Annotated in this window: 13 protein-coding genes; 7 read left to right on the top strand and 6 right to left on the bottom strand. The window is 44.5% G+C overall.

All coding sequences use genetic code 11. From position 1 onward, the window contains the following. The first annotated feature begins 117 nt into the window (after positions 1-117). From AWH61_RS04735 to AWH61_RS04705, 7 genes are all read left to right on the top strand, one after another. Positions 118-507 carry an ACT domain-containing protein gene (locus tag AWH61_RS04735; protein WP_014949047.1) on the top strand — a complete coding sequence of 130 codons (390 nt, stop codon included), beginning with the start codon at positions 118-120 and terminating at the stop codon, positions 505-507. A 4-nt stretch (positions 508-511) separates the two neighbouring features. Beyond that, the gene (locus AWH61_RS04730) at positions 512-1,012 is read left to right on the top strand and encodes a PTS sugar transporter subunit IIA (protein WP_075176319.1); all 501 of its coding nucleotides are present in this window, start codon (positions 512-514) and stop codon (positions 1,010-1,012) included. A gap of 257 nt (positions 1,013-1,269) precedes the next feature. Continuing rightward, positions 1,270-1,617: an ArsC family reductase gene (locus AWH61_RS04725; protein ID WP_014949045.1), complete on the top strand. Its 348-nt coding sequence runs from the start codon at positions 1,270-1,272 to the stop codon at positions 1,615-1,617. After that, positions 1,611-2,747, top strand: coding sequence for a succinyl-diaminopimelate desuccinylase (gene dapE / locus AWH61_RS04720; protein ID WP_075176318.1), 1,137 nt, complete (start codon positions 1,611-1,613; stop codon positions 2,745-2,747). The genes AWH61_RS04725 and dapE overlap by 7 nt, the downstream gene beginning before the upstream one ends. A gap of 9 nt (positions 2,748-2,756) precedes the next feature. Further along, complete coding sequence (locus AWH61_RS04715; RefSeq protein WP_075176317.1) at positions 2,757-3,443, top strand: M15 family metallopeptidase; 687 nt, start codon at positions 2,757-2,759, stop codon at positions 3,441-3,443. Positions 3,444-3,457: 14 nt separating this feature from the next. Next, the gene (locus tag AWH61_RS04710) at positions 3,458-3,667 is read left to right on the top strand and encodes a DUF2897 family protein (protein ID WP_075176316.1); all 210 of its coding nucleotides are present in this window, start codon (positions 3,458-3,460) and stop codon (positions 3,665-3,667) included. A 190-nt stretch (positions 3,668-3,857) separates the two neighbouring features. Continuing rightward, positions 3,858-5,114, top strand: a complete 1,257-nt coding sequence (locus tag AWH61_RS04705; RefSeq protein ID WP_075176315.1) for a dicarboxylate/amino acid:cation symporter — start codon at positions 3,858-3,860, stop codon at positions 5,112-5,114. A 74-nt stretch (positions 5,115-5,188) separates the two neighbouring features. Here the strand turns inward: AWH61_RS04705 and AWH61_RS04700 are convergent, their stop codons facing one another. From AWH61_RS04700 to AWH61_RS04675, 6 genes are all read right to left on the bottom strand, one after another. Beyond that, positions 5,189-7,606, bottom strand: coding sequence for an alpha/beta hydrolase family protein (locus tag AWH61_RS04700; protein WP_075176314.1), 2,418 nt, complete (start codon positions 7,604-7,606; stop codon positions 5,189-5,191). Positions 7,607-7,745: 139 nt separating this feature from the next. Beyond that, positions 7,746-8,072 (bottom strand): heavy metal-binding domain-containing protein, encoded by a 327-nt coding sequence (locus AWH61_RS04695; protein ID WP_014949040.1) that lies wholly within the window; start codon positions 8,070-8,072, stop codon positions 7,746-7,748. A gap of 56 nt (positions 8,073-8,128) precedes the next feature. Further along, positions 8,129-8,539: an HIT domain-containing protein gene (locus AWH61_RS04690; protein ID WP_075176313.1), complete on the bottom strand. Its 411-nt coding sequence runs from the start codon at positions 8,537-8,539 to the stop codon at positions 8,129-8,131. Next, the gene (gene astE / locus AWH61_RS04685; protein WP_075176312.1) at positions 8,532-9,563 is read right to left on the bottom strand and encodes a succinylglutamate desuccinylase; all 1,032 of its coding nucleotides are present in this window, start codon (positions 9,561-9,563) and stop codon (positions 8,532-8,534) included. The genes AWH61_RS04690 and astE overlap by 8 nt, the downstream gene beginning before the upstream one ends. Positions 9,564-9,708: 145 nt before the next feature. Then, positions 9,709-11,013 (bottom strand): putative bifunctional diguanylate cyclase/phosphodiesterase, encoded by a 1,305-nt coding sequence (locus tag AWH61_RS04680; RefSeq protein WP_014949037.1) that lies wholly within the window; start codon positions 11,011-11,013, stop codon positions 9,709-9,711. A 297-nt stretch (positions 11,014-11,310) separates the two neighbouring features. Beyond that, positions 11,311-13,788 carry a glycogen/starch/alpha-glucan phosphorylase gene (locus tag AWH61_RS04675; RefSeq protein ID WP_014949036.1) on the bottom strand — a complete coding sequence of 826 codons (2,478 nt, stop codon included), beginning with the start codon at positions 13,786-13,788 and terminating at the stop codon, positions 11,311-11,313. Between the last annotated feature and the right edge of the window lie 183 nt (positions 13,789-13,971).

The following is a 13,971-nucleotide window of genomic DNA, read 5'->3' as shown; positions in this document are numbered from 1 at the left end:
AAAGCCCCAAACTACTCAACAAACTTATCCACAGATTAAGTGGATAACACGTAGCACTTAATCACAGTTAGTGGTTTAATGTGAATATCTTCGAAGTTATCTTTTTTTCGGTTTCTCATGCCCAAACAAACACTTTTAGTCAGAGAATCTTTGTTTACCATTCACAGCTTGGATCCTGAAACCAATATCCCCGCATCTGTACTTAATAGCCCTCTTTTTTTCTTAGGTAAAACAGAAGATGAACTATCTATTGTTGTGCCTGACTCGGTAGACGTACCGTCACTAGATAGTGATGAAGGCTGGCGTGCACTTGAACTGTTAGGGCCTTTGCACTTGTCCATGGTAGGGATCATGGCCCAAATCGGCCAAGTGTTAGCATCTGCAAAAGTGGCTATATTTGTGGTATCAACCTTCGACACTGACTTCTTTTTAGTAAAAGACAATAAACTAAAAGATGCCATTAGTGCGCTTAAGAAAGCTGGCTATTCGGTAAGTGAGGACGTTTAATACTGTGAATGCTAAGCAACTACAATACGCACCAGACAGTTTTACCAAGCAGTTTGTAACTTTAAGCCCGTTTTCAGGACAAGTGGTTTCACTCTCACACGTTGACGATCCCTACTATAAAAGTGGCCTTATGGGGCCTGGTGCAGCAATAAGCTCAACGTCAAATACTGTCGTATCGCCTTTCGCTGGTAAAGTATTAACTGTTTCCCCGCTAGATTATGCAATTGACATACAGTCTAGCGCGGGCCTTAAATGCAAGATTAAATATGGTGGCGATACTAGTCATTTGCATGGCGCACAATTCGCCTGTTCTTTGAAGCGGGGCGATGAAATAAGACTTAAACAAGTACTTTTTACCGTGAATGCTGCATGGCTGAAGCAGCGCGGTGTTAGCAATACCTGTTCAATGACGTTGCTTAATGCAAATGCGCTTATAGGCGTAGTGCCTACGCATCAAAAGTTTGTCGAAGCGGGCGAAGATACGTTGTTGACACTTTACCTCTAAGGCCTGTTGACCTAAATGTAAAACAGGCTTTCAGCCCTGAATGATGTGCTATTAAAAATCATCGCAAGTGAGTTTATCAACGTATCAACAGCTTGTATGATGTAGCACATTGAAAAACAAAAATGTACAGGCGCACTGTTTTCGGGCTATTACGGTTTTCTATTTTCTCTAGCTCTTCGAAACAACGCCACATAATGGCACTGTTCTAACCAGCGTCTTTCATTTACAAACAACAAAGTAGTACGGAATAAATCACCATGAGCACAATCCTTTATGGGATCCCAAACTGTGACACCATTAAAAAAGCAAAAAAATGGTTAGCAGACAACGATATCGCTTTCACATTTCACGATTACCGCAAGGACGGGATAGATAACGACTTTCTTGTACGCGCCGAGTCTGAGCTTGGCTGGGAAGCAATGCTCAACAAACGCGGCACGACTTTTCGCCAGCTAGAAGAGCAAGAGAAAGCGAATCTAGATAAAGATAAAGCACTGGCCCTGCTAGAGCTTCATCCTGCCATGGTTAAACGCCCTATCCTTGTTCATGACAACGCGTTTTATATTGGCTTCAAACCCGCGCAGTATGAGGAAATATTTTGTTAAACGACTCTGTTATTGAAATTGCTAAACAATTAATAAACCGCCGTTCTGTAACGCCAGAAGACGCAGGTTGCCAAGAAGCCATGGGCGAGTTTTTAGGTGCTTTAGGGTTTAATAATGAAACCATGGTATTTGAAGACACGACGAACCTTTGGTCTCGCAGAGGTAAAGAAGGCCCGGTATTTTGTTTCGCAGGCCACACTGATGTAGTGCCTAGTGGCCCTGAGTCAGCATGGAAAACACCGCCATTTACCGCGACAGAAGTTGACGGCTATCTACATGGGCGCGGCGCAGCTGACATGAAAGGCAGTCTTGCCGCTATGCTAGTAGCCACCCGCGAGTTTGTGAACAAATACCCTGATCACAAGGGAAGTATTGCGTACCTTATTACTAGCGACGAAGAAGGCCCTTTTATAAACGGTACCACCCGCGTTATTGATACCCTTGAAGCCCGCAATGAAAAAATTGATTGGTGTATTGTTGGCGAACCCTCTTCAACCGACGAAGTAGGCGATATTGTTAAGAATGGCCGTAGAGGTTCATTAACGGGTGATTTAGTAGTAAAAGGTGTCCAAGGCCATGTCGCCTACCCTCATTTAGCTAAAAACCCTGTTCACAGTGCAATGGCGGCCCTTGACGAGCTAGCTAAATCTCATTGGGATAACGGTAACGACTTTTTCCCTCCCACCAGCTTCCAGATATCAAACATTCACGCGGGTACAGGTGCGGGCAATGTGATCCCGGGCGAGATGCACGTTTGCTTCAACTTCCGTTTTTCAACGGAAGTAACCGACCAAATTCTCATTGAGAGAGTCACGGCAATTTTGGAAGCCCACGAACTGGAGTACGAGATTAAATGGACGTTTAACGGTCAACCCTTTTTGACCGATACGGGTGCCCTGTTAGAAGCCACTCAAGGTGCAATAGCGGCGGTTAAAGGAACACCTACCGTGCTGTCTACTGCTGGCGGTACATCAGATGGTCGCTTTATCGCGCCAACAGGTGCACAAGTGATAGAGCTAGGCCCGGTGAATGCCACTATTCACAAAATTGACGAGTGCGTGAAAATGTCTGATCTTGAACAGCTTGCTGATATGTACTTCGGTATCTTAGAACGCTTGCTGGCTCAATAGCCGCTATTGATGGTTATGAATCAAGTGCCAGAAAAAGCGTGGTTAGGCCAGCACAACGACTATCTCGTTGATGCTGGCAACGGCCATAGACTGCATCGCGACGTGATATCGCCGTTTCTTGCCATGCAAGATGCTGCGCAAAAAGACGGTATAGACTTACAGTTGGTCAGTAGCTTTCGAGATTTCGACAGGCAAACTGCCATTTTTAACCGCAAATGGGCAGGTCAAGCACAGCTTCTTGATACCAACGGTGATGAACTGCCATTCGAGGCACTAAGCGATAATGAAAAGCTACATGCTATTTTGACATGGTCAGCACTTCCCGGCGGCAGTCGCCACCATTGGGGCACTGACATCGATGTGTACGACAGAGCTGCCGTGCATAACTGGGGGGGCAAGTTTAATCTTGTCGAAAGCGAATACCTTTCTGGCGGACCGTGCCATGCCCTTTCATGTTGGCTAGCTGACAATATGGAACAGTTTGGCTTTTATCGTCCTTTTTCGGTTAATACGGGTGGCGTCGCAGTAGAGCCATGGCATTTAAGCTTTCGAAACACAGCGTGTGCTTTCGAAAATGCCAGGCACTTAGATGGCTTTACGAAAGCCATCGAACAAAGCGATATAGAAGGCAAAACATGTATTTTGCCACAGCTACCTAGCTTGTATAATCGCTATGTATTGAACAAAGGGCTGTAGCCTACGGAATTTTTATGAGTATTACCTGGGTCATCATCATTATTGTTTTAGTATTGGGCGTTGTGATTGGGAATATCACGCTGCTTAAATACAGTGCTAGATTTAAATTTCCGACACCTTCTAAACCTTATGATGATAGTGGCGACGATTCGAACAAAGACAGTGAAAGCGCGAATACATCCGTTAAAGACCAAGATAAAGACAGCAACACCCCAATGAAATAACCCTATTCTGATAGCGTCAATCGCGGCATTTTAATCGAAGCCTAAGTAAAGCTTTTATAATTAGAGGCTTTTATAATTAGAAGCTTTTACCCATTGTTTATGCCGACGCGGGCAATTGAGTATTAGGGCTCTTAATTATTCATTCACAAATCACTTTTCACATTTAAACACACTCTAAGAGGTTCTAGACGTGTCTAAAAAACAATCCTTACTGGGCAATATCGGCGTACAAGTTGTCATTGCTATGATTATTGGCACCGCTGTTGGCGCCTTTATGGGTGAAAGCGCTGAAATGTTCGCACCACTAGGTGCCATTTTTATCAACCTAATAAAAATGCTGGTCATTCCACTGGTGGCAGTAGCGCTTATCTCTGGCGCTGCGGGGCTTGGCAACAGCACTAATGCAGGAAAAGTGGGGCTATCTACCCTTGCTTATTTTGGGTTAACGTCAGCACTTGCCGTAACACTGGCCCTCATTATGGGTGAAGTGTTTAAGCCAGGAATAGGTATCGACGTTTCTGCGGTAGAAGGTATGTTCTCTGGTGAATACGCCTCTAAAGGTGAGCTACCTTCATTTTGGGCTACCGTTACGGGTATGATCCCCACTAACGTATTTGCCTCGTTAACCAACGCGAACATTCTTCAAATTCTGGTGTTTTGCTTGTTCTTTGGCCTCGCCCTTTCTAAACAGCCTAAAAAGAGCCGCGAGCCTATTTTAAATGGCGTGAACACTATCGTTGATGCCATGGTGTGGATGATCAACTGTGTGATGAAAATCGCGCCTATCGGCGTATTTGGTTTAATGGCAGAGGCCGTAGGAACATTTGGTTTTGCCGCGCTCATGGTGGTATTCAAACTCTTCTTGGTATTTACTGCGGCAATTTTAGTATTTGGTTTTGTGGTTTACCCCCTTTTGGTACAGCTATTTACAAAAACGTCGGCTAAATCATTTCTCGTGGCTATGAAAAAGCCTCAGGCGGTAGCTCTTTCGACCGCGTCATCCATGGCGACACTGCCGGTTACTATGAATACAGTAGAGAATGAGCTAGGTGTAAGAAACGCAACGGCATCTTTTGTACTGCCGTTAGGCGCCACCATCAACATGAGCGGAAATGCCATTTATTATGGCTTGGTAGCGGTGTTTTTTGCGCAGCTTTTCAATATAGATTTATCAATAGGTGCATATGTTGCCATCATCCTAACCTCTACCCTTGGCGCGGTTGGTCAAGCGGGCGTTCCTGGGCCATCATTCTTGGTCGTTGCGGTGTTGCTTGCTGCCGGCATTCCCATTGAAGGTTTACCCCTGCTATTTGCCTTGGACAGAATTTTCGACATGATCCGCACTGCGCTAAATATTACGGGTGATGCAGCATGCGCAGTTATCGTAGATACGATTGCCATTGATGCTGATGCTATTGAACAGCCAATAGAAAATACGGCCAAGTAAAGCTGCGTTTTACAGCAAAAGAAAAAGGTGGCCTTTGCCACCTTTTTAGTCTTGTTAGCAACGCGAACAATACGCTACTTTGATTGTGTAGCACCCTTGTTTTTCACATACTTTTCAAGCCACTGATCTTGTTCCCAAAGCGTGTGCAAAACACTTTCCTTGGCACGATATCCATGACTCTCCTTAGGCAACATAACTAAACGTGTCACCGCACCTAAGCCTTTAAGCGCGTTAAAATAACGCTCACTTTGCATTGGGTATGTACCGGAATTATTATCAGCCTCACCATGAATAAGTAAAAGCGGGGTCTTCATTTTTTCAGCATGCATAAATGGCGACATGGTGTAATACACCTCTGGTGCATCCCAGTAATGGCGCTCCTCCGACTGAAAACCAAATGGTGTGAGTGTGCGGTTGTAAGCACCAGAACGTGCAATTCCTGCGGCAAATAAGTCAGAGTGCGACAACAGGTTTGCCACCATAAACGCACCATAACTATGCCCGCCCACTGCAACACGCGCTGGGTCAATAATTCCTTTTTGGTTAAGTGCATCTATCGCCGCTTTTGCATTAGCAACGAGCTGAGGCCTAAAGGTATCATTTGGCTCTTCATCACCCTCTCCTACGATAGGAAATGAAGCATCGTCCAATACAACGTAGCCCTTGGTAACCCAATAAATAGGTGAACCGTACCACGGGTAAATGAATCGATTGGGGTTTTGCGTGTTTTGACCTGCGCTTGACTTGTCCTTAAATTCTTCTGGATAAGCCCATAAGATCATAGGGTAGCGCTTGCCTTGCTCATAGTCTGTTGGCAAATACAAAGTGCCCGTTAAGTCCAATCCATCATTACGCTTGTACGTAATCACTTCTTTTTTTACGTTTTGAATGCTTTCAAACGGGTTTTCAAAGTGTGTTAATTGCGTCAACGTATTGTTTTTTAAATTGCGGAAATAGTAATTAGGGTAGTCACGCGTAGACTCAATTCTTACCAACAAGCGATCGTTTTTAATATTGAAATCACGCAAGTCCTCAAATTTGTCTGTGTACGCGCTTTTATATACGCGCTTTGTTTCCAAGGTTTCTAAATCTAACTTATCCAAGAATGGGAACTGTCCTTCAGGTGTAAACCCATCCCCTAACAAAAACGCATTATTTCCTTCTACTGCTAGCACATCTTTAAAATAGCCATTTTTACGGGTAACAAAGTTGCCAGGGTCGCTGTATTTATCTTGATAGCTTCTGTTTGAAATAATTTGCGCAGACTGACTTTGGTCTGGGCTAAACAAGTACGTTTTAATATTGCGCGTATTCCACCAATAATCCATGGCGATGGCAACGCTATCATTATTCCAAATGAAGCGGTAGAACCTGTCTTCTGTTTTAAGAATTTGCTCTGCTTCACCGTTAAACGGTGCTTCCAGCTGCATAAGTTTATCGCGGTGCGTCACCTCGACTTCTGGGTCGCCCCCATCAAGCGCTTCGGCATACACAATCGTGTTGGGTTTGTCGTTGCGCCATTGAACATCGCGAGGCCCCGTTCGAACAGCCATAAAACCTTGTGGTAGGTCTTCAATAAGCGGAACGTCTACGAGCGTTTTTACTAGCTTGCCTTTTTTATCGTATAAGTTAATGCTGTGCCCAAAGCGCTGATAGGTCACTAAATAAGAAAATGGCGCTTTATATTCCTCGACCATCACATAGTCGCCGGCGGGAGAAACGCTAACATCGCCATACATACCTGATGCAAGCCAAGGTGAAGCCTTGCCTTTTAGTGGAACCTTATAAATTTCAGACCGCGCTAGTTGCTCAAAATTAAACTCGTCGTTTTTGTTTTTGAGTAAGTCTTGGTAGGTGCGGTTTTGTGCTTTTTTGCCGTCACTTACTGAAATCGTTGGGCCGCTTGGCACGGCAACACTGGTATCGATTAACGCTTTTCTGTCTTTCGGTACGACTTTAGCCAAAAGAGAACGACTATCCGCATTCCAGTTCAACGTATCGCTCATATTTGCATTGATAGGTTTGTCAAAGACCTTTCTGGCGGTTGCTGCTTCAATATCAAGCACCCAAAGTTCAACGCCTTTCTTTGCTGTATGAGTAAATGCCATGTAGCGCTGGTTAGGGGACCAAGTAAAATTGGTTAACCGAGGCGCTTCTGGCATACCTTTAATAGTAAGGCTATCGTTACTACCTACCCGCTGAACCTGAAGATTGTTGTAATATGTTACGCGGCTTCCAATGTTAGTAGAAGGGTCAATTCTTAGCCCTGCTAAACGAAGCTCTTCTTTCGATAAGTCTTCTATCGACTTATAGTTGTCGCGAAACAACAGCACCATATTCTGTTGTGCATCGTCTACCAGTGTCGCTGGAGCTAGCGTAACGTCAACCAAATCGAGAATTTCTTTAGACGGCTTTTGATATTTCAGTGCGTCCTGCGCAAATAGCTGACAGGAGCATGCGGCGAGTAGGACAAACATCCATTTTCTTAGCATTACATTTCCTTAGTTTGAACTTTTGAGGGTAGATAGGAACGAAAAAGCGAGGTATTGCCGTCGTTATGAACAACTGGCGAAAACCTCGCTTCGATCAAGTAGGTAATTGCATACTTTGAGGTGTGCGAGCTTTTTGATTTTATAAGGGGGTTGTTTTCACAGCGGTACCGCTAATGCTCACCATAAGCATACTGCCTTTATCGCCAATCACTTGATAGTCTAAGTCGATGCCAACCACAGCATTTGCGCCCATGCTTCTGGCCTCGTGCTCAAGCTCAGTAAACGCTAACTTACGTGCGGTGGTTAACTCTTCTTCATACGACCCAGAACGACCACCCACGATGTCGCGAATAGAAGCGAAAAGATCTTTAAATACGTTTGCGCCCATCACGGCCTCGCCCACAACAATACCGTAATAAGCTTCAATTTTATGCCCTTCAAGCGTTGGGGTAGTTGAAACAATCATGCGTAACTCCTTTTAATGTGAACTGTTTATTTGTCGCTATTAAGGGCGTGCGCCCTCTAGCTGTTGTCTTCAAACCACTGCTTAACGGACTGAACAAGTGCCTGAGCATCGTTAGTGTTATATGCCACTGCTGGCTGGTTGCCCCACACCGGTTTTGGCCACGCACAATCATTTTCAAAACGTGCGACGTGATGAACATGAAGCTGCCTTACCACATTGCCTAGTGCTGCCACATTAAGTTTAAGTGGTGAAAACAAGGCCTGCATGGCTTTTGATGCCAATGCAGACTCTTTGAGTAAAGTAATCTGCTCTTCTTCAGACAAATCGATAATTTCCGCAATATCATTTTTCATTGGCACTAAAATGAGCCACGGAAACTGACTATCATTCATCAACAGTACACGACACAGCGAAAGATCACAGACAAAAAATGTATCATTGTGTAAACGGCTATCAAGTTTAAACATCTAGCTTATCCAACGTAGTAGGCACTACGGTTAACAAGGCGCGTTGCCCAATGGCCACTTTTGCATTCGGGAAAACAATGGCTTCGCCGTCCTGCTCTGCTATGTACTCTTTACCCGGTTCAGAAGCCAATACCGTGCCTTTAGGGTAGTCAGTGAAGTTTGGCGTATCGTCATCGAAATGAAGCGTAAACTGTTCTTCGTTTCGGTTTATAACTTGGTTCACGCGATAAATATCAAGGTCACCCATCTCAACCGTAGGCGCGTACTTGGTTTGAGTAATTAGCTGCGTTATCGCTTGTTTCGCATCTTCAAATCGACGCATATCGTTTTGCCCAAATGGACGCACTTTGCCAAGTTCAACCGTAAACGCGTGCGCGTTGTATCGATATGACGAGAAATAGCTAAAGGTGGTTGTCGAACTTTCCGACAGCAATATGGTTTTCACGCCACACGCTGCGAGAAATGCCAACTGCCCTTTGCTGTGTATTCTGTCATGAAGATAAGGATATACCGCAAACTTTTCATTTTTTGAGGCGCGAATTGCTGTGTGTAGGTCGTAGTGATATCGGGTGCCCTCACCCGCTTCAAAGAAAGACGCCACAGCATCTTCGAGCTGTTTAGCACGAACGCGCTCTGCGTTCACTAAACCTTCGCCCTTCGAGTGTGCACCGCTAAACAAGCGGTTCATGTTCTCTTCAACGAAACGCTCTGCAATATCCATCGCTGGCAGGTTGCCAAATAAGAACAAAACATCATGTGCCAGCGTTATGTTCCCTGTAAGGATCCCCTTAACCAAATCATCACAGATTTCGATAGGTGCGGTTTCATTTCCGTGCACACCACACGATAAAACAATGCGTTTATTAGGCTTAGAGGTTGGCTGTACTGAAAAACTGATAATGCCAGGTGCGGTAATATCGACGAGCGTACCATTAGCTAATGTAAATTGATGAGAGCGTTCAAATAATGCGGAATTACGGCGAGAAAGTGTTAAAAATTGGCCGCTTTCGATAAGTTCTTGCATAAGTATGAGCTTTGTCTACGTTGTCTAATCTCGAATGCTTCCAGTGTACCCAGACAGGCCTTCAAAATCACGTTATCTCACTGTTTAATTCCCAGTAGCTGTAAGCATTGAACAACGGAACTACAGATTGCCGCACTTTCAGATACTACGCTTGAGCGCGTCTAGGCGAGTTGCCGATAATTATCTCTTGTTGGGTAAGCTGTACGAAATCAACGAATGGAATGGCGCGAGAGAATAGGTATCCCTGCCCTTGTGTAACCCCTATTTCTCTGAGTATGTGAAGCTGCTCTACGGTTTCTATGCCCTCGGCGACTACACAGCACTCTTTTGCATGCCCTATCACTTTCGCCGCTTCGATAATGGCGCGATTAACAGGGTGAGCTTCAAGTTCCATCACAAAGGACTTATCGATTTTCAGCGCATCCAAATCCAGATCTCGAATATAAGCAAGATTTGAATACCCTTTACCAAAATCATCTACAGAAATAGATACGCCTAAGCTTCGCAGCTCATCTAACTGCTTTTTCACCATTAATGAATTAGACAGTGCCACGTCCTCGGTAAGCTCCAACTCGATTAACGAAAGCGGCATTGAATACGTACGACTCAGCATCGTCAGGGTTGGAACTAACTGGTTGTCGTATAACTGTGTAGGAGAAATATTCACAGACAGCATTAAAGACCGCTTCATTAGGTCCAATTCCGAGAGCGCCCTAAAGGCTTGCTCAAGCGTCCAGTAGCCCAGTTCGCTCATCATATTATACGACTCGGCCGCTTCGATTAGCGGACCTGGAAATAAGACGCCATCAAGAGGGTGATTCCAGCGAAGTAAACACTCAGCCCCCACTACTTCTAGCGTTGTCAGATCGACTTTTGGTTGATAGTAAAGCTCGAGTTCATTTTGTGCTAATGCACGTTTTAAATCTGCTTTTAGCGCCAAACTTCTGCCCGTGTCGGTTTTGTCTGACTTAGTCAACGCGAAGTAATTTTCGTATTTGTTTTCTTTTGCTTGTTTTAAAGCCGTTTCCGCTCGGGAAACAAAGGAAGTGATATCAAAGTCATTCTTAATACTGCACACCACACCTACGTTAAAGTCTGCAATAAAAGCCGTACCATCATAATGCATAGGCGTTTTGAAATGCTCGACTAAGCGTTCGAACATTTGTCGCATTACGGTTTCATTACTTTCATTAGGAAAAACGATGCCAAAAACATCACCACTGATACGGCCAATCGATACCGCAGTTCCAAATAGGAGTTGGATGCGGTTGGCTATTTCAAGTAAAAAGCGATCGCCTACATGAATGCCCAGACTGGTTGTCACATCAGAAAAACGTACTACATCGACCAGCATCAATGAAATAGAAGCACTGCGAGATGCTTGCTTCGAAATGCTATCGATAAACGCATAGCGATTGGGAATGGTTGCCAGTGATGTGTGTTGGCTCATGATGTTTTCCTTGAGCTTTACGCTTCGAGGTACTAAAAACAACTAGTTATATAAAACCATGGCGCTACGAAAGGCGCAACGACAGTAACGTATTATTTTGTATACCGTCTTATACTTTTGTACAACATTAGCCTAGTATTGGACAAAAAACATGGCTGTAGTACTTATTTCTGGTGACGTTAAGAACAAACTGTGCCGTATTTTGAACCCAATACGAAACAATGAAGAAGTATTTAGAGGGTAATAAAAAACCCGGCGAGTGTACCACTGCCGGGCTATTTCTTTGCGGTTCTGCGATTAGCTTTCAATCTTACACGGTGAAAGTTTCCAAACGCGTTCTACGTAGTCACGAATTGAACGATCTGAGGTAAATTTACCCATCTTCGCTGTATTGATGATGGCCATTTCTGCCCAACGCTCTTTGTCGCGGTATGCAGCATCAACTGCAATTTGTGCATCAGAATAAGCACGGAAATCTGCAAGCACCATGTACGGGTCACCGTTATCAAGTAAGCTTTGCTTAATTGACACCAATGCACCTGGTTTACCTGGCGTAAAGTAATCCGTTTCTAACCAATCCAGCACAGCTTTAATTTCTGGATCTTTATAGTAGTAGTCATGTGGGTTATAGCCATTCGCTTTAAGCTCGTTCACTTCTTCTACTGTAAGTCCGAAGATAAAGATGTTGTCATCGCCCACTTCTTCAGCAATTTCAACGTTTGCACCATCAAGTGTACCAATAGTTACCGCACCGTTCAGCGCAAGCTTCATATTACCGGTTCCTGATGCCTCTTTACCTGCCGTACTGATTTGCTCAGATACGTCTGCCGCTGGAATCATTTTTTCAGCGAGTGATACACGGTAGTTTGGTAAGAATGCTACTTTAATCTTGTTATTTACGCGTGGATCGTTGTTGATCTTATCCGCTACCTTGTTAATTGCGAAGATAATATCTTTCGCAAGCTTGTAGCCCGGTGCCGCTTTAGCACCAAACACAAATACACGCGGGTGCATATCGTAGTCTGGGTTTTCTAGAATACGACGGTATAGCGCCATAATATTCAGAAGCGCTAAGTGTTGACGCTTATACTCGTGCAAACGCTTAATCTGCACATCGAAAATGGCGTTAACGTCTACTTCTATATCAAGTGACTTGCGAATTTCCTCTGCTAGCAACTCTTTGTTCTCAAGCTTCACTTTCATGAACTGCTTCTGGAACGTTTTATTGCTCGCAAATTTAGCTAACCCTTGCAGTTTGTCTAAGTCGCGCGGCCAGTCTTCACCAATCTTTTTATCGATTAGCTTAGACAGCGCTGGGTTACACGCTTTCAACCAGCGGCGTGGTGTAATACCGTTGGTTACGTTAGTTAGCTTACCTGGATACAGTTCATCGAACTCTGGGAACAGAGACGACTTAACAAGACGAGAGTGCATTTCTGCCACACCGTTAACGGCAAATGAACCGATTACCGACAGGTGGCCCATACGAACCATCTTCTCGTTACCTTCTTCAATGATTGAAAGCTTAGCTTTCATGGCATTGTCGCCAGGCCACTTCTTATCAACCTCTGCCATAAAGCGGTGGTTAATTTCATAAATGATTTCTAGATGACGAGGAAGGATCTTCTCAATCATGCGCGCTGGCCACTTTTCAAGTGCCTCTGGTAGCAAGGTGTGGTTGGTATATGCAAATACTTTTGTACAAATGCCCCACGCTTCATCCCAGCCAAGCTCTGCGCGGTCAACAAGAATGCGCATTAGCTCTGGTATAGAAATAGCTGGGTGCGTGTCGTTTAACTGAATAACAACCTGATCGGCGAAACGGCTCCAATCGTCACCATGAGCACGCTTGTAACGACGGATAATGTCTTTAAGCGAGCACGAGCAGAAGAAGTACTGCTGAATAAGACGCAGCTCTTTACCCGCTTCGGTCTCATCGTTTGGATAAAGTACTTTTGAAATCGTTTCAGCTGATACATTTTCACGCTGTGCATCAACATAACCACCAGCATTGAATACGTCCCAATTGAAGTAGTCAGACGCTTCTGACTGCCACAACCGCAGTACGTTTACGGTTTTACCTTCGTAGCCTACAACCGGAATGTCCCACGGCACACCTTTAACAATTGAACCAGGGTGCCATTCTTTTAGCACTCGTCCGTTGTCGCCATATTTAGTCTCTACATAGCCGTAAAGCGATACTTCTTGAATAGATTCTGGACGGCAAATCTCCCATGGATTACCGTAGTCACGCCAGCTGTCTGGACGCTCAATTTGCGCACCACTCTTAATTTCCTGACGGAACAAGCCGTGCTCGTAGTGAATACCATAACCTATTGCAGGTAATTCCATTGTCGCCAGTGAGTCGATGAAGCAAGCCGCTAGTCGGCCAAGGCCACCATTACCTAGCGCCATATCAGGCTCTTCTTCAAGAATGTCTGAAATTTCAACACCTAGCTCTTTCAACGCGCCACTAGCCACATCGAATAAGCCAAAGTTTTGCAGGTTGTTTGAAAGCAAACGGCCCATTAGGAATTCAGCAGAAAAGTAATGAACGGCGCGGGTGTCGTTCAGGTAATGACTTTTCTGGGTTTTGCGCAACCCTTCAAGTACTTGTTCTTGAATTGCAGCGCACGTTGCTTTCCACCAAGCGTGATTGTTTGCTTTGTTTTCGTCGGTGCCTAGCGTGCAGTGTAAGTGTTTAATAACCGCTGCTTTGAATGCAGCCTTATCGATCACTGGAGAGGGTTGCGTCTTGGTCGCTTTTGCGTTCATTTTGCGTCTCACTCTTAAGTAGAAGCGGTGTTTACACACCGAAAACGTAATTTAATTACAGAATAACTTCAGAATATGACAGCAATATAGCAGCGCTTAAACGATTATGTTGTAATAATTTTGTTAAAATAACAAAAAATCGCATGAATTCGTATGCATTCATGCGATTCTTAACATTAAGTT

The sequence above is a fragment of the Alteromonas sp. W12 genome (assembly GCF_001924945.1).
In the GTDB taxonomy this organism is placed as follows: domain Bacteria; phylum Pseudomonadota; class Gammaproteobacteria; order Enterobacterales; family Alteromonadaceae; genus Alteromonas; species Alteromonas macleodii.
The sequence above is the reverse complement of the archived record's forward strand: the minus strand, read 5'-3'. Positions and strand labels throughout refer to the sequence as shown.